Source organism: Caballeronia sp. Lep1P3, assembly GCF_022879595.1.
Taxonomy (GTDB): Bacteria; Pseudomonadota; Gammaproteobacteria; order Burkholderiales; family Burkholderiaceae; genus Caballeronia.
The window spans coordinates 128390-144904 of sequence record NZ_CP084270.1; the positions used below are offsets into that span (position 1 = coordinate 128390).

Annotated in this window: 8 protein-coding genes and 6 pseudogenes; 6 read left to right on the top strand and 8 right to left on the bottom strand. The window is 60.4% G+C overall.

Annotated elements, in window-relative coordinates:
- Positions 1-135 precede the first annotated feature (135 nt).
- Positions 136-1962 (bottom strand): MEDS domain-containing protein, encoded by a 1827-nt coding sequence (locus tag LDZ27_RS28490; protein ID WP_244818652.1) that lies wholly within the window; start codon positions 1960-1962, stop codon positions 136-138.
- Between the two features lie 452 nt (positions 1963-2414).
- Between LDZ27_RS28490 and LDZ27_RS28495 the strand changes: the two genes are divergently transcribed.
- Both LDZ27_RS28495 and LDZ27_RS28500 read left to right on the top strand, forming a co-directional pair.
- A complete protein-coding gene (locus LDZ27_RS28495; RefSeq protein WP_244818653.1) occupies positions 2415-2660 on the top strand; it encodes a LysR substrate-binding domain-containing protein in 246 nt (81 codons plus the stop codon).
- 89 nt (positions 2661-2749) lie between these two features.
- Positions 2750-3550 (top strand): annotated as a pseudogene (locus LDZ27_RS28500) (IS256 family transposase); the annotation flags it as partial.
- Positions 3551-3876: 326 nt separating this feature from the next.
- On the opposite strand, the gene istB (LDZ27_RS28505) reads toward LDZ27_RS28500, so the two are convergent.
- Positions 3877-4728 (bottom strand): IS21-like element helper ATPase IstB, encoded by an 852-nt coding sequence (istB, locus tag LDZ27_RS28505; RefSeq protein WP_244815364.1) that lies wholly within the window; start codon positions 4726-4728, stop codon positions 3877-3879.
- Positions 4725-5477 (bottom strand): annotated as a pseudogene (locus LDZ27_RS28510) (IS21 family transposase); the annotation flags it as partial. The gene istB (LDZ27_RS28505) and the pseudogene LDZ27_RS28510, both read right to left, overlap by 4 nt.
- 86 nt (positions 5478-5563) lie before the next feature.
- On the opposite strand from LDZ27_RS28510, the gene LDZ27_RS28515 reads away from it, so the two are divergent.
- A complete protein-coding gene (locus tag LDZ27_RS28515) occupies positions 5564-6661 on the top strand; it encodes an IS5 family transposase (protein WP_244818645.1) in 1098 nt (365 codons plus the stop codon).
- Between the two features lie 123 nt (positions 6662-6784).
- Here LDZ27_RS28515 and istA read toward each other — a convergent pair.
- Together istA and LDZ27_RS28525 are read right to left on the bottom strand one after the other, a co-directional pair.
- Positions 6785-7552, bottom strand: a pseudogene (istA, locus tag LDZ27_RS28520) (IS21 family transposase); the annotation flags it as partial.
- A 579-nt stretch (positions 7553-8131) separates the two neighbouring features.
- Positions 8132-8503: pseudogene (locus tag LDZ27_RS28525) on the bottom strand (ATP-binding protein); the annotation flags it as partial.
- A 62-nt stretch (positions 8504-8565) separates the two neighbouring features.
- Here LDZ27_RS28525 and LDZ27_RS28530 point away from each other — a divergent pair.
- Positions 8566-10142, top strand: a protein-coding gene (locus tag LDZ27_RS28530; protein ID WP_244814132.1) for an IS3 family transposase whose coding sequence is annotated in 2 segments (ribosomal slippage) — positions 8566-9034 and positions 9034-10142 — 1578 coding nt in all. Because the reading frame shifts where the segments join, the coding sequence is not laid out codon by codon here.
- Positions 10143-10284: 142 nt separating this feature from the next.
- Here LDZ27_RS28530 and LDZ27_RS28535 read toward each other — a convergent pair.
- Complete coding sequence (locus LDZ27_RS28535; RefSeq protein WP_244818654.1) at positions 10285-12363, bottom strand: bifunctional diguanylate cyclase/phosphodiesterase; 2079 nt, start codon at positions 12361-12363, stop codon at positions 10285-10287.
- Between the two features lie 814 nt (positions 12364-13177).
- Here LDZ27_RS28535 and LDZ27_RS28540 point away from each other — a divergent pair.
- The gene (locus LDZ27_RS28540) at positions 13178-13363 is read left to right on the top strand and encodes a hypothetical protein (protein ID WP_244818655.1); all 186 of its coding nucleotides are present in this window, start codon (positions 13178-13180) and stop codon (positions 13361-13363) included.
- Positions 13364-14075: 712 nt separating this feature from the next.
- Here LDZ27_RS28540 and istB (LDZ27_RS28545) read toward each other — a convergent pair.
- Together istB (LDZ27_RS28545) and LDZ27_RS28550 are read right to left on the bottom strand one after the other, a co-directional pair.
- Positions 14076-14894, bottom strand: coding sequence for an IS21-like element helper ATPase IstB (istB, locus tag LDZ27_RS28545; protein WP_244818656.1), 819 nt, complete (start codon positions 14892-14894; stop codon positions 14076-14078).
- A pseudogene (locus LDZ27_RS28550) lies at positions 14891-15196 on the bottom strand (IS21 family transposase); the annotation flags it as partial. The pseudogene LDZ27_RS28550 and the gene istB (LDZ27_RS28545), both read right to left, overlap by 4 nt.
- Before the next feature lie 102 nt (positions 15197-15298).
- On the opposite strand from LDZ27_RS28550, the pseudogene LDZ27_RS28555 reads away from it, so the two are divergent.
- Positions 15299-16432, top strand: a pseudogene (locus LDZ27_RS28555) (IS3 family transposase).
- Positions 16433-16515: the final 83 nt, after the last annotated feature.

Consider the following 16515-nt stretch of genomic DNA (forward strand, 5'->3'; position numbering starts at 1 on the left):
TCAACGCTTCAGGCACATCCCGCGATGACCTCTGCGATCAGTATTTCAGCGGCCTGTTAAGCGCCGCTCCCTTGTGTCGCCGAGCGGCAGATGACTGGGCAATAGGAGCCATTCGGCTTTGCGTCATGGTCAGCATCAGCATTCATTCCCGAGTTGGTCGCCTGCGGCAGCGATCAGCCCGAGCAACGCGGGCGGGGCCACCGGTTTCACCAGATGCAGGTCGAAGCCCGCGCGTTCCGAACGCTCGCGGTCGCCCTTCGTCCCGTAGCCAGTGACGGCGACTATCGTGGCCTTTGCGGTCGCGGGCAATGCGCGCAGCCGGCGCGCCAACTCGTAGCCATCCATGCGCGGCATGCCTATGTCCGCGAACACCACCTGAGGCGCGAAGGTCTTGGCGATCTCCAGCGCGGTTTCGCCGTCGAAAGCTGTACGGACCTCATGCCCTTCCATTTGGAAAAGCGTTAGCAACGCAGATACGATGTCCGGTTCGTCATCCACGATCAGGATGCGGCGGCTGAGGGTTGTCGGCCGGGCGAGCGTATGATCGGCCGCAGGCTGCGCCGGCACAAGGTGCGGCGTGCACCGCAGCGTCACAACGAAGCGGGACCAGCGGCCGCTGCGGGCCCGCTCGAGCGTCAACGAGCCGCCATGCCTCTCGACAATCTGCCGCGATACCGCAAGCCCGATGCCGAACCCACCCTGCGAGCGGTCGAGCTCGCGCGGCCCCTGCACGAACAACGAAAACACCCGATCGCGCAGCGGCTCCGCCACCCCATGGCCGTCGTCGCTCACGCAGACCCTTACCTCACCGTCGCCCACGACCATCGAAACATCGATGTGGCCGTGCGGCGGCGCATAAGTCGTCGCATTGTTCAGCAAGTTGACGAACACCTGGTTGAGGCGCACGTGGTCCCCCGCAATCGTCGCCGAACGGTCGAGTCCATTGATTGTCACGGTCTGTCCGCTCTGCGCGGCCGCAGGACGTATTGCATCGACAGCCTCATCGATGATCGCCGACAGTTCGACCGGCACTGGGTCGATTGAAAACAATCCACGCACCGTTCGGTCCGCCTCGAGCAGATCGTTGAGAATGACCGAAAGGTTGCGCACCTGGCGCTTGACGATATTGCTCGCCGCCGCCGCCGGACTTTGTTCGGGTACAGAACGGCGAATCACCTCGATCGCACTCTCAATCGGCGCGAGTGGATTGCGCAGTTCGTGGCTCAGCATCGATAGGAACTCATCCCGCTCTCTCAGCAAGACTTCCAGGTCGCGCGTGCGGGCGTCAACGCGAGCTTCGAGTTCCGCATTCGCGCGCTCAAGCTCCGAGCGCGCCGCGGCGAGCGAATCGCTTTGCACGAGCTGCCAGACGCTATTTCGCCGTGTAAGTGCGAACTGATGCGTGTTGCATACATCCAGCACGTCCGACGCGGTGCAGCGGTCCATGCAGTAAGAACAAACGCAGATAATGCGGTACTGCCCCAGTGTTCGATTCAGGTGGGCCTCGTAGTCGGCGAAGTCGTGCCAACGGGTGCGCTCCAACCAGAACGTGTCACCGGTTACCCGCAGCCCCTCGAAGCCATGCGCGCGCGACTCACGCTCGTGCCGCACCCATTCGGCGAGGACATGGTTGGCGCGAAACGTGCCGTCCGGGTAGTACCAGTCGGATGCTGGCTTGAACGCGATCTGTCCGCGCGTCAGGTAATCTTTGAAATCGGGTAATGCCTCGACCAGTGCCGTCTCCGCCTCCTCCACGCCGATTGGGTCGGACGCAACCCACAAACAGCTTTCGTTGTCGCGCAGCCCTGCCTCAAAATACGGGACTAGCATGTCGATCAGATCCTGCCGCGTTTCGTAAAAGTGGCAGAAGTGCGTTCCCCAGCCGGCATGGCCTATCGCATCAATGCCACTTTTTCTAAGGGTTTGTTTCAGCGCGTTGCTAGGCGATTGATGATCGTGCATGAAAAGAGTCGTCGTCGTTGACGATCGTAGGTCGGGTGGGGCAGAAAGCGGCAAAGTAATCGGCGAGCGGCTGGCCGCAGTCCGCTAAGCAGAATGTGGGGCAGAGACACGCGGCCGGGCCGGTGTATCTATGCGTAGTCGCGACGTCCGTCTGCAGCACAGTCATCATAGACGATCCACACGCTGCCGGAGGGGATGCGCCGACAGTTGACCCGGTGCGACGCCCCGAGGCGTGAACTGGATCGCACCGGCCGAGGACCGCGACAGCACCATCATGCCTCACGCGCGCGCGAATCAGGAACTGGCCCAGCCAAGTCGCTGATATGACTTTCCGTGTCAATCGCGATATCTGCGTCTTTGGCTTTTCCATAGGCAAAGGAATTTCCTGAGGGCGACGTAGCAGTAAGGCCGACGGTGAATCACGCTGATATCCGCGGGTTGTGGGCCTCGACGTGATCGACGACAACCTAGATGTCGCGTTGCGTATCGGCTTGCCGGCAGATACGGGCGTGATCGCGAAGAAACTTTTGTCGAGCAGGCGCATCGTCGTCGGATGGCCTGACTATCTCGCGCGACATGGCATACCGCGCACACTCGCAGATCTTGCCGCGCACGATTGCATCCGGCTCGTGCGCGGACGGCGTGTGTTCGACCGCTGGCGTCTGCTGAAGATGGAGAACCAAGCGATGTGCTCGTGAGCGGTAGACTCTCGACCGCGAACGGCGAAGGAGCCTGTCAGATTTTCTGTGTGCCGAGGTGTTACGTCGCAGGCTGAACGAGACTCGGCATCGCGAGATATTCGAGGCGAGACGACGCTGTTTGTCGCGGGCTGATCGACCAGTTGCTGGCCCAGGTGCAAGGCAAGGATGCTGAGGCGGTCCTGGGCGAATCAGGTCTGGCCGGCCAACTCAAGAAACAGCTGGCCGAGCGCATGCTTGCAGCCGAGTTGAGCCACCATCTGGAAGCCGAGACCGAGCAAGGCCAGTCCGGTAACCACCGCAACGGCACCAGCCCCAAGACGGTGCTCACGCCCAATGGCGAATTGATGCTGGATATTCCGCGCGACCGGCAAGCCACATTCGAGCCGCAATTGGTGGGCAAGTATCAACGCCGACTGCCGGGCTTCGATGACCACGTCATCAGCATGTATGCGCGCGGCATGAGCGTGCGCGAGATTCAGGGCCATTTGCTGGAGCTGTACGGGCTGCAGGTGTCGCCCGATCTGATTTCCACGGTCACCGACGAGGTGCTGGCCGAGGTCGAGCAGTGGCAGCAACGCCCGCTCGAGGCCATGTATCCGATCGTGTACTTTGACGCGCTGCGCCTGAAGATCCGCGACGAAGGCACGGTCAGGAACAAGGCGGTCTATCTGGCGCTGGGCATCCGCGCCGACGGTCGCAAGGAAGTGCTGGGCTTGTGGATCGAGCAAACCGAGGGCGCCAAGTTCTGGCTGAAGGTTTTCAACGAACTGAAGAACCGCGGCTTGCACGACATCCTGATCGCGGTGGTTGACGGCTTGCGCGGCTTCCCCGAAGCGATCGAGGCAGTCTATCCGGCCGCCCAGATCCAGACCTGCATCGTGCATCTGTGTGGCGCGACAATTCGGATGAGAGACGCGCAACAATCAAGTTGAGAATGTCGCGGCAGAAATGATGATGCCGATGTTGATTGGCGCTGGCAAGCGTTTGTTGATTGACGCGCGGCGTTGATTGACGCGGGCGTGCGGGTGTCGCGCGACAATCAAGCTGTAGCGACCAGTCAATGAGGATAGCTGTGTAATGGCGACGCCGCGGTTATTCTGGCTGCGCGACAATCAGGATGAGAATGTGGTGGCGTGGAGGGTGATGACGGGGTTGATTGACGCGGGCTCGCTTTGCCTGCGAGCCGCGCGTCAATCAGGATGAGATTAGCGGGTTATTCGGTGAGATCGATGCCGTGCTGATGCTCCTGTGTAGCTGGCACGCCGACGTTCTTTGGTGTCGCTCGACTGGCCGGGCGCCCCGGTCCGTGCTGCTTGCGCTGCAGGGCAGTACGGCGACGGTAGCTTTCGACGTTCAACTCAAAGATGGTCGAGTGGTGGACCAAACGGTCGACGGCGGCCACTGTCATGGCTCGGTCGGGGAAGACCTTGTCCCATTCGCCAAACGGCTGGTTGGCTGTTATGCAAAGGGAACGTCGCTCATACCTGGCGCTGATGAGTTCGAACAGCACCGACGTCTCTGCCTGATCTTTGCTGACATAGGCGAAATCGTCCAGGATGACCAGGTCGAAGCGATCCAGCCGGTTGATGGCGGACTCCAGCGCGAGCTCGCGGCGAGCCACCTGCAACCGTTGCACGAGGTCGGTAGTGCGAGCGAAGAAGACCTTCCAGCCCTTCTCCAGCAGGCTTAGTCCGATCGCCGACGACAAATGCGATTTGCCCCCTCCGCTCGGCCCTAGAAGAATCAGGTTGGTGCCGTTACGCAACCAGCCGTCGCCCGCGCAAAGCGCCGAGACGTGCGCGCGCGACACCATCGGCACTGCGTCGAAATCGAAGTTCTCCAGTGTCTTGCCCGGTAGCAGTTTCGCGTCCCTGAGGTGACGTTCGACTCGGCGTCGATCGCGCTCGGCGATCTCGTGTTCGGCCAGGGCCATCAGCAGGCGTGCCGCTGGCCAGCCTTCCGTATCGGAGCGCTCGGCAAAGCTAGACCAGATCTGCTTGATGGCAGGCAGCCGCAAATCGTTGAGCAGCAACGACAGGCGTGTGGCGTCGATGTCGAGGCTCATGCCGTCACCTCCGTTGCCATATCAAGTAGGGCTTCGTAGTCGCTCAGCGGTGCCAGTTTGACGTTCACCTCCGGCATGCTGTTCGCGCGCTTCGCTTCGAAACGAGAACACAATGCGTCCAGGTCGGGTAACTGTCCATCGTCCAAGCACTGCTGCAGCGCCTGAGCCAGTTGCGCTTCGCAGTTGTGCTCATGGGCGAGGCCGAGCAGTTCAACCATGGTTCTGCATGCTTGGCGCTGCGCAAGCTGCTCAAGCAGGCGATCGAAGGTCAATCGATACGCCTCGCGCGGAAAGATCTGATCGCGGTAGACTAGGTTGAGCAGCGCCATGGGCTTGCGGCGCAGCGCGTGGATGACGTGCCGGTAGTTGATTACGTGACCGTGCTTGCCGTTGGGACCTGCGCGGCCGCGCTGCAATGTCATGAGGGCCGTGCCGCCCAGAAACAGTTCCAGCCGGTCGTCGTACAGCCGTACGCGCAGGTGATGGCCGATCAACCGTGACGGGACGGTATAAAACACCTTGCGCAGTACGAAGCCGCAGGTGGTCGTGACATACACGCGCGTTTCCTCGTAGTCGCACGTACGCTGGACCGGAAGCGGCTGAAGCAGTGCCCGCTCGAGCTCAATGCGTTTGCCGTTACGCGCGTTGATTCGACCGACGATCTCGTCGATAAAGCGGCGATAGGAATCGAGATTGTCGAAGTCGTGACTGCCGCGCAGAAGCAACGCATCACGCACTGCACTCTTAACAGGCCGCTGAAATACTGATCGCAGAGGTCATCGCGGGATGTGCCTGAAGCGTTGATAGAAGGACCTAACTTGCCCCCCCGGAGATCATGCGCGGCGCCGACACGTTCACTGAGAGTTTGTTTTCCTTTCGCAAGCTCGACGACTTCGTTCCGGCGTCGCATCCGCTGCGCTCGATTCGCGTCATGGCGAACGAAGCGCTCGCCAAGATGGATCGGCTGTTCTCCGAGATGTACGAGGTCGACATAAAAGGTGGACGGCGGAGCATCGCGCCGGAGAAGCTGCTGCGGGCAATGCTGATTCAGATCCTCTACAGTGTCCGCTCGGAGCGACAATTGATGGAGCAGGTGCAATACAACCTCCTGTTTCGCTGGTTCGTCGGCTTGGCAATGGATGATGTGGTGTGGGTGCCCACCGTGTTCACGAAGAACCGCGAGCGGTTGATCAAGCACGACGCGGTCATCAAATTCTTCAACGAAGTGGTGGCCATTGCCGAGAAGAAGGACCTGCTCTCAGGTGAGCACTTCAGCGTGGACGGCACCTTGATTCAGGCGTGGGCGGGCCACAAGAGCTTCGTGCGCAAGGACCGTGACGATCAGGACAACGATGACGGCAGCGCGGGCGACTTCAAAGGCAGCAAGCGCAGCAACGAGACGCATCAGTCCAAGACTGATCCTGATGCGCGGCTCTATCGCAAAGGCAAAACGGCCAGCCAATTGCGGTACATGGGCCATACGCTGACCGATAATCGGCACGGCCTGGTGGTCAACGCTCGCGTGACACACGCTGATGGGCATGCCGAGCGTGAAGCGGCCAAGATCATGATCAACGATGCGCGGCAAGCGGCAGAAGATGCGAACGCAGAAATCACGCTGGGTGCAGACAAGGGTTACGACGCACAGGAATTCATTGAAGCCTGCCAGCAAATGAAGGTCACCCCGCACGTTGCGCAAAACACTTCTGGGCGGCGTTCAGCGGTGGCCGACGCGATTGCATCAAGCCTGGGCTATTCCATTTCGCAGCGAAAGCGCAAGTTGATCGAACAAGGCTTCGGGTGGGCCAAGACCGTGGGGCGCATGCGCCAAGTGATGGTGCGTAGTTTGGAGAAGGTTGACCAGATGTTCGTGTTGAACATGGCCGCCTATAACCTCGTGCGCATGCGGTCACTGGGACAAGTCCGCCCATAGTGGCGCAATGAGTAGTCACGAGGCCAACAATCGGCCTCAAACCGTCGAAAAAGACGGTGAATTCGCGTTGAAATTGCACACTGCGAAAAATCGCGGCAAAGGCCGCGGCGACAGACCAAAGCTGCGTCGTAAGCACCTGTATTTCAGCAACCTGTTAAGGTGGCCATGAGGGCTCTCGATGGAGCCGTTCTCGTGGGCAACGCCACGATTGTTGCGTGTGGGCTGCATGCCGTAGTGGGCACACAGAGCGTCATAACGCGTGGTCAGATCCTTGCGCGCGTCGGCATCGAGATTGCGGAACGCCGCCGACAGGCTGTCGCTGCGGTGCTCGCGCGGCGCGCCCCCGAGTGCCCAGATGGCATTCTGCAGCCCTTCAGCCAGCGCGACAAAGCTCTCGCCGCCGAGAATGACGTGAGCGTGCTCGAAGCCCGAGCAGGCCAGCCGGAAGTGATAGAGGCGGTGGTCAAGCGCGAGACCCGCCACGGTAATGCTTAGGCTGTCCATCTCGGTGAAGTCGGACAACCCAAGACGACCGGGTTCGTGTACTTGACGGAACATAACGTCATGCTCCTCGCCATGGAGTGCACGCCAGTCGCGAATACGGCGCTCCAGAGTGCGGCGCACGTTGCCCGGGAGGTCGGGATGGCGCCGAAGCATCTCGTCCAGCACGGCTATCGGTCGAATGCCGGGAGCGGACTGGAGCAGCGGCACGATCTCGGTGTCGAAGATTGCCGCCAAGGGATCGGGACGACGACGCGCACGTGGCGCCTTCTTCTGTGATGGCAGTCGCCGGTCCTGATCGATGCGATACCCCGTGGCGGCGCTGAACCCGGCGCGCGCAGCCGCTTGAGCCGGTCCTTCCTTGAGTCTGTACTTCATGTAGAGCCTCATCTGATGGTCGTTGATGTGTCGGCCGGGCAACGCAGCCTCCGTTCGCTACACGAAAGAGCTGTTCATACCCGATTTACCGCGACCACCGATAAAGCGCCCCGGCAGCGGGGCGGACTCCTCGGCGCGGCGTTGCGGCAGCGGTTCCAGGCTACGCCCTTCACCGCTGCCGCAACGCCAGTACTCTCATCCTGATTGACGCGCTGCTCTCATGTTGTTTGACGCGCGGCAGCCTTGCCAGACCAAGCATCACGCAACTCTGTATCCATCGTCGAGCGTAAGAGTTCGAGGCGATTAGCGGATACCGTTCCCAGACCGGTTCGACGACAGCGCTGCTGGCAGCCATGATTTGCTCCTCTCGCGAGGGATGCCGCCCCGTCACCACGACGATTCAGCACGAGCAGGTAAAAGCGGCATCGCCTTCGGCACGGGTTATCCACCGGGCCGCTCGCCTCTCGCTATAGAGAAGCGGGCGGCGGCCCCGTGGATAACCCTGCGTGATCTCGTTTCAGGCCCCCCAGCGTGCCACACGAACAAAAAACGTTGGCCTACCGTAGCACGAATCCAATTCCAAATAACTTATATGAGAAGACTTTTACGCTCGTACCTCTCCGCAATCAGTTCGAACAGCACGCTGGTCTCGGCCTGGTCCTTGCGCGCGTACGACAGATCATCGAGGGCGATGAGGTCGAAGCGGTCGAGCTTGGCCAGTGCTGAAGGCAACTGCAGGCTCTGGCGTGCCGCCTGCAGTTTCTGAACGAGCTCGCTGGTGCGCGTGAACAGCACGCGGTAGCCAGCATCGATCAAGGCGTGTCCGATGGCCGAACCTAGATGACTTTTCCCGACCCCAGGTGGGCCGAACAGGAGGACCGTGGCGCCTTTCTCCAGCCATGACTCGCCGGTGGCCAGCGCCGTCACATGAGCCTTCGAGACCATTGGCACAGCGCTGAAGTCCCCCGGCGTCAGACTAGTTGTCGCCTCTGAACTTTCTTATCGAGAAGAGTCAGAGGTACAGGGTGAAGGCGAAACAAACGTATTCTGTTGAATTTAAGGAACAGGCGCTGTCGAAGGTCCTGCAGCGCGGCCCCCGAACGGTTGGAGCAGTGGCCGACGAATTGAACGTGAACGTACTGACGTTAAGGAAGTGGATGAGAGGCGCCGCCGCCGCGAAGCGGAGCTCGGGCTCCGAACACGCAAGACGTCCGGAAGACTGGTCGCTGGAAGAACGGCTGATGGCCTTGCAGGAGAGCCACGGGTTGGTCGACGAAGCGTTGAACAGCTGGTGTCGCGAGCGCGGCCTGTTCGCACATCATCTCGCGCAGTGGCGAGCGGATTTTTGCACGGTCGGTGGAACCGGTAGTCGGCGCGAGAGCGCCACGGAAGTCCGGGATCTGAAGCAGGCCAATTTCGAGCTGCAGCGCGAACTCAAACGCAAGGAGAAGGCGCTGGCTGAAGCTGCGGCGCTGTTGGTGCTGCAAAAAAAGCACCGTGCGCTGTTCGGGGGCGAGGCCGAATGACGGTCCCTGAAGAGCGCAAGGCATTGATCGACCTGATCAGCGAGGCGACCCTGGCCGGGGCTCGCCAGGCGCGTGCGTGCAGCATTCTAGGGCTCAGTGCTCGAACGGTTCAGCGCTGGCAGCGCGGCGAACCTGACGCGGTGGACGGGCGCTCGTTACGGCATCACGCGCCGCGTCACAAGCTCTCTGCCGACGAACGCGCCGAGCTTCTGGCGATCGCGAACTCGCCCGAATTCGGTCATCTGCCGCCAAGCCAGATCGTGCCTCGACTGGCAGACCAGCAACGCTATATCGCCTCCGAATCGACGTTCTACCGGGTCCTGAAGGCCGAGAAGCAACTCGCACACCGGCGCAGCGAACGGCCGGCACAGGCACGCAGCAAACCCCGTTCGGTTTGCGCCGATGCACCGAACCAATTGTATAGCTGGGACATCACGTATCTGCCGACCACGGTTCGTGGGCAGTACTTCTACTTGTATCTGTTTCTCGACGTGTTCAGTCGCAAAATTGTCGGCTGGCAGGTGTATGCCGAGGAAAGCAGCGTGCTGGCCAGCGAAGTCCTCAAGGACCTCTGCGCGCGCGAAGCGATACAGCCCGCCCAGGTGATTTTGCATTCGGACAACGGCGGCCCGATGAAAGGCGCGACGATGCTTGCCACCCTTCAGGCGCTGGGCGTCATGCCGTCGCTGAGTCGCCCGGGCGTGAGCAACGACAACCCTTACTCCGAGTCGTTGTTCAAGACCCTAAAGTATCGACCTGCTTATCCGCTCAAGGCATTCGATACCCTGTTTGCCGCGCGCACGTGGGTGGGCGCACTGGTGCGCTGGTACAACGAGGAGCATCGTCACAGCGCGATCCGGTTCGTCACGCCGGCGCAGCGTCATGCCAACCTCGATCAGGACATTCTGGATCGACGCGCGGCGCTCTACGAGTACGCCCGGCAACGCAATCCGCTTCGGTGGAAAGGCCCAACGCGCAACTGGCAACGCGTCGATGCTGTGCACCTGAACCCGGATCGAATCGATAACCAGGGCGGTACCCCACGACGCCCTAACCAGGAGAGAAAGGCAGCCTGAAATTATTCGTTGAGGCGACAACTAGCTTGAAAATTTCCGCAGAGGTGCCGGACGTTTCAAGGTTGACAATGGGGCGAAATCGGCTCATACGGTCGGGAGTCAATCGGTTTAGCCAGCGCGGGCAGACGTAACTGGAGCCTGCTCAGGCATGCGTGCTCGTGAGCGCATCCGCTGCATCGAGAAATTGCGCGGCAACCATCGGCCGTCCTAACAGGTAACCCTGCAACGAGTTGCAACCGAGCTCAGTCAGCGAATCTTGCTGCTCCTTGGTCTCTACTCCTTCTGCTACGACCGACAAACATAGCGCGCGCCCGAGAGCAATAATCGCCGAGACGATTGCAGCGTCTTCGGAGTCGCTCGCGACGTCGCGCACGAATCCTCGGTCGATCTTCAGCTCAGATGCCGGCAGCCGCTTCAGGTAAAGCAAGCTCGAATAACCAGTGCCAAAATCATCGATTGATATTCTTACGCCCATCGCCTTTAACTTCTCGAGCGTTGCAAGACTTGCTTCAACGTCGCGCATCGCCGTTGACTCAGTGATCTCGAGCATCAGGTAGTGAGGGTCGAGCCGATGGAGCGCAAGCGTGTCTGCCACTGTCTGCGCGAGCGCGGTATGGCTAAACTGTAGTGGCGATAGATTGACCGACATCGTCCAGCCCGTGTTGCCGAGGTCCACCCAGGCTCGCATCTGCCGGCAGGCCTCGTCGAGCACCCATTCGCCGATCAACAGGATGAGGCCGCTCTTCTCGGCGACTGGAATGAAATCGCCCGGCGGCAATAGACCACGCGTTGGGTGCTGCCAGCGTAGTAATGCTTCCGCGCCGAGCACCGGACCGTGCGGGGCTTGGAATTTCGGCTGGTAATGGAGCACAAGTTCGTTACGCGAGACGGCCTTGCGCAATTCTTGCAGCAACTGCAAATGCACCTGGGCGTTTTGCTGCATCGATGCTTCAAAGTAGCAGAACGTCGCCCGGCCAGATGCTTTGGCCGAGTACATTGCAGCGTCTGCGGCCGAAAGGAGCTCGTGTGGGTTGTGGCCGTCACCCGGAAACATGGAGATTCCGATGCTGCCCGACACTCGTAGTTCATGACCGCCGGCGTGCACCGGAGCGTCTATCGACCGCAGCAGGTCTGCAGCCAGCGCTCCGGCGTCGGCCGCTTCAGCAACGCGCACGATGAGCGCAAACTCGTCTCCCCCTAGGCGTGCGACAGTGTTGTCCCGGTGGGTCGATTTCTGGATGCGTTGCGCGATATCAATGAGCAGAAGATCGCCGATGTGGTGGCCATAGGCGTCGTTGACAGCTTTGAAGCCGTCGAGGTCGAGGAACATTAGCGCAAAACAGGCGTCCTCGCGATCCGCCGCGCTAATGGCCTGGTTAAGGCGGTCTTCCAGCAGCAAGCGGTTTGGAAGTTTTGTCAGGGTGTCGTGCAGAGCGAGATAGGTAAGCTCCTCATTGGCCTGCGCGAGCGAGACGGCCAGCACCGCCGTGCGTGATTCCAGCCGCAAGTCGAGGATCGACGTTATCAGCGCGATAGACAGTACGGCGATCGTCACGACGATGATCACCGGCGCGAGCCACACGCTGCTGACGCCGTCGCGCACCGCGCTGCACACACTGCCGGCCGCAAACTCCGCAGCGAACATGCCCGTGTAGTGCATGCCGGCAATGGCGGCGCCCATTAGCACTGCGGCGCCCAGCCTGAGCATACGCGTGCGGCGGCCGTCGCGGCGAAGGTTGAAAGCGATCCACTGCGCGGCGCCGGATGCGGCGATCGCGATTAGCACGGACGCAACCCAAAGTAGTGGGTCGTAAGTGATGCCCGGTTCCATCCGCATTGCGGCCATACCGGTGTAGTGCATTGACGCGACACCTGCCCCCATCACGACCGCGCCAACTATTAGTCGTCTCCAGGGCAACGTCGGCTGACAGACCACCCAGAGGGCAAACGCGGAAAGCGCCATCGCGATAAGGAGGGACAGCGCTGTAAGCGCCGTGTCGTAGCCGATCGGAATGGGCAACGTGAACGCGAGCATGCCGACGAAATGCATCGACCAGATGCCGAGGCCCATCGCGGCTGCACCACCCGCCAGCCACCAGTGGGACGCCTTTCCGGTCGCAGTCGTGATGCGCCCGGCCATGTCCAAGGCCGTGTAGGACGCCAACACAGCAACCATTATGGACGCGACGACCAGCGTCAAGTTATAGCTGCCGACCAGCATATGGAGGTGTCTTTTAGGAACTTCACAGAGAAATCGCCGCTTTCTTTTTCATGCGTACTGAAGCGACTACTAGATCGGTATAACGACTGGCAATCGCGGGACTTTAGCCGATTCGAGCACAGGTAAGACCAGCTCGTCGCCCGATGATTGAGCCTTGCTGTACGCAATATCACTGAGTCCCGACGCGCTGGGTCCACCTGTGGAGTTCAGGCTTGGTGAGATTCGCAACCGAGGTGCGGCGTCCGAGGCCATGGCCACCGACGGTGGTCAGGAAATACTGCGGCCGATGAACTCACCGCATCGGCAGCACGTGGAGCCGCAACGGTCGCACACGTAATATCACGAAGATTCGCATCGGGTCCGGTGCAGCCGACCACAAGGCGCTAGTCGGCCAGAAAGCGACGGTCATTCGCCTCGTTCTTCCGTTGTTCATGGGCGTCGATGGCGGTTACAGGTTCGTCAACGGTCACTCGCGCTGCGGGAAAACGAGCCCGACGAAGCCGCGCTCTGTGCAGTAGGCCTAGACGGGAAATTCACCGTAATTTCGGTCCCTTGTGCTTGCACGTGTCGCCGTCTAGCGCACAACGTCAGACGGAGTGTTGGGTCTGAGCCACCCACGACGCGCGCCCACGTGTGGTCAAGAATTGCCACTGGAGATCCAAAAGCCAACGTATTCAAGTCATGCGATGTGGTGTAGCGCGGCGCCACCGGGTTGGTACGGACTTTGCCTTGATTCCCATCAAGGAGTGCCGGCGTCCTTGAACCAAGCTCCGAACACTCCCGACTGGCTAATCTATCCCCTTGGAGAAGCGAAATGAGCACGCTGATTATCAAAGACATCCCCGTAGTCGTTGAGATGGATCGTACTGAAATGACCGCAATCAGCGGCGGCCGGCTGCCGCAGCAGATCGTGAACATCATCCAGGCTGTTGGCGACTATGCGAATGACTCTCCTACCCAGCACAGTTTCACGGGCAGCGGAGCTTCCGTGACGTACTGAGATTGAGATAAGCACGTCGAGTTCGGAGCTAAAGGCCGCGCAGGACAAGGGGCCTCTTGAATTCAAGCGGTTCCTTGTCCCTGATCGATGGGGTATTAGGCAGCGTGTGACCTCGCGCTCTGTATGTTCCGAGGTTCGGACGTTCCTGGACTTTCGGGTCGAGCAATACCCTGCATACCTTTGGCGACTTGCCGAACCCGTTGCGGAACTGACTCAGGGGCAAGTGAATATGCGCTGCCTTTCTCGTCTGGCTCTAAGCTGTTAAGCCTTCGCTGCAACATCGCGCGCCCGATGTGGCGATTTTCGAGTTTGATCGATGCTCGAGTCGGGAATTTCGAAAATCCTCCTCGAATGGCGGAAATGCTCGTGAAGCCGACCTTCAAGTTATACGGTGGTGAACGGCGCCTGAGGGTCGGACTGCGACGTTCGCGGCGCGCGCCCTGAGCGCTTGGCGTACGAAAAAATCCCTTTATTGACAGCACCCCCAGATGGATGAAGTCACACAGCAAAACGCGGCACTCGTAGAACAGGCGAGTGCTGCTGCGGGGCTGCTTCAGGATCAGGCGGAAAAGCTGCGTGCAGCAGTGCATGTATTTCGCACGGAGTGACGTTCTCCACGTGTGTCGCTTGGGCGTCGGCTTAGACAGCGTCAAGCGGCACGGCCGGTCAGCGACAACTATTCTGGCCGGTCGACGGGTGTAATTGTCGCTGGCTAGTTCATAGTTGTCGCTTCTCCATCGTAATTGTCGTGGGGTAATTGTCGCCGACGCGCGCTCTGCTTGTCGCTGGCCTTTCGACGGCGATAGCTTTCAACATTCAGTTCGAAGATCGTCGAGTGATGGACGAGCCGATCAATGGCTGCGACCGTCATGCCAGGGTCGGGGAACACGTCATTCCATCCCGAGAATGGCTGGTTGGCCGTTATGAGAAGACTTTTACGCTCATACCTCTCTGCGATCAGTTCGAACAGCACACTGGTTTCGGCCTGCTCCTTACGCGCGTACGACAGGTCGTCCAGGATGATGAGATCAAACCGATCAAGCTTCGTGAGCGCGGATGGAAGTTGCAGGCTCTGACGCGCAGCCTGGAGTTTCTGGACGAGCTCGCTCGTGCGTGTGAACAGCACTCGATAGCCGACTTCGATTAAAGCGTGTCCGATGGCTGAACCTAAATGACTTTTGCCGCCACCGGGGGGCCCGAACAGGAGAATCGTGGCACCTTTCTCCAGCCACGAATCTCCGGTCGCCAGTGCCGTGACATGCGCTTTCGAGACCATTGGCACCATGCTGAAGTCGAAGGTGGCCAGCGTCTTGGTCGGATCAAGATGTGACTCGGTACGATGCCGCTCGATGCGTCGTTTGGCACGTTCGGCCAGTTCGTGCTCAAGCAGCGCCCCAAGCAATCGCGTAGCCGGCCAGCCTTCCTTATCAGAGCGCTCAACGAACTCGGGCCATAACCTGCCGATGGTCGGCAGACGTAACTCGTTCAACATCAGGGACAGACGGCCGTTGTCATGGGCAGGCGCGTTCATGCTGCCACCTTGTCGAGAAGCTCGTCATAGACCGCGACGGGCGGCATTTCGACTACCACCTCGGGACATCGGGCCTGACGCGGCGCGAATTCATCGCGCAACTGCTTCAGATCGGGCAGCTCGCCTACTTCGAGCAAGGCGTCGAGGCGCTCGGCCAGCAACGCCTCAACGCCGTGATGTCCTGCGAGTTCGAGCAGCCCTACGATCGTCTTGCATGCCTGGCGTTGCGTCAGTTGCGTCTCCAGCTTCTCCCAGGTCCGTCGGTAGGCTTCACGGGGAAACAGCGCGTCGCGAAACGCAAACTGAGGTCGGTCGGAGAGAGGTGGCCGCGCGAATTCGGACAGCGGGATAGGTGGAACGCCCGGGGCTTAGCCAGCGATAATGCAGGCAAAGGAACCGAGAACATGACGAAGAGAACCCGACGCACGCACTCAGCGGCGTTCAAAGCGAAAGTGGCGCTGGCGGCAGTCAAAGGCGAGCGCACGCTGGCCGAGCTAGCGCAGCAGTTTGATGTGCACCCGAACCAGATCACGGAATGGAAACAGCACTGCAGGAGCGTGCGGCCGACGTGTTTGGAACGGCGGGCGTGGTATCGAACGAGCCGCCGGTAGACGTGAAGACCCTACACGCCAAGATCGGCCAGCTTTCTCTGGAAAATGATTTTTTAAGCGGCGCGCTCAACAAGGCGGGATTGCTGAGCGCAAAGCGATGATTGACCGTGGCCATCAGTTACCGGTGTCGCAGCAAGCAAAGCTCGTCGGCATTGCCAGATCGAGTGCGTACTATCGGCCGCGGCAGGTCAGCGAGGCCGACCAGAACTTGATGCGCCGGATCGACGAGCTGCACCTGGAGTTTCCGTTCGCCGGAGCGCGAATGCTGGTCCGTCTGTTGCGCCGGAAGGCCATGGGGTGGGTCGCCGTCGCGTGCGCACGCTCATGAAGCGTATGGGTGTGAAAGCGCTTTACTGCAAGCCCAACACGAGCCGACGCAACCCGCAGCACAAGGTTTGGCCGTACCTGTTGCGCGGCATGAAGATCGAGCGCGCCAATCAGGTCTTCGCACTCGACACAACGTACATTCCCATGGCGCGTGGCTTCGTCTATCTGACGGCGGTAGTAGATTGGGCGAGTCGCAAGGTTCTTGCGCACCGGGTGGCCATCACGCTGGAGGCGATACATGCCGTGGAGGCGCTGGAAGAAGCATTCGCCCGCTACGGGCTGCCAGACATCGTGAACACCGATCAAGGTAGCCAGTTCACGGCGGCCGCGTTCACCGACGCCGTACTTGAGCGCGGCGTGCAGCTGTCGATGGACGGCAAAGGCGCCTGGCGCGACAACGTGTTCGTCGAGCGCGTATGGCGCAGCATCAAGTACGAAGAAGTGTACCTGAGGGCCTACGAGTCGGTCAGCCACGCCCGGCGCTCCATCGGCGACTACATCGAGCTATATAACCGGAAACGGCCCCATTCGAGCTTGGCGGATCAGACGCCGGATGAGGCATACTTCGCGTCGCTGCCAGCGATCAAATCGGCAGCATGATTGCCTCGGACGCTCCACTTAAAAATCTCAAAGAACCGTCCGAACGAGCGAAGCCACCTTTCCAGGCCGAGTGCGATTTCAAA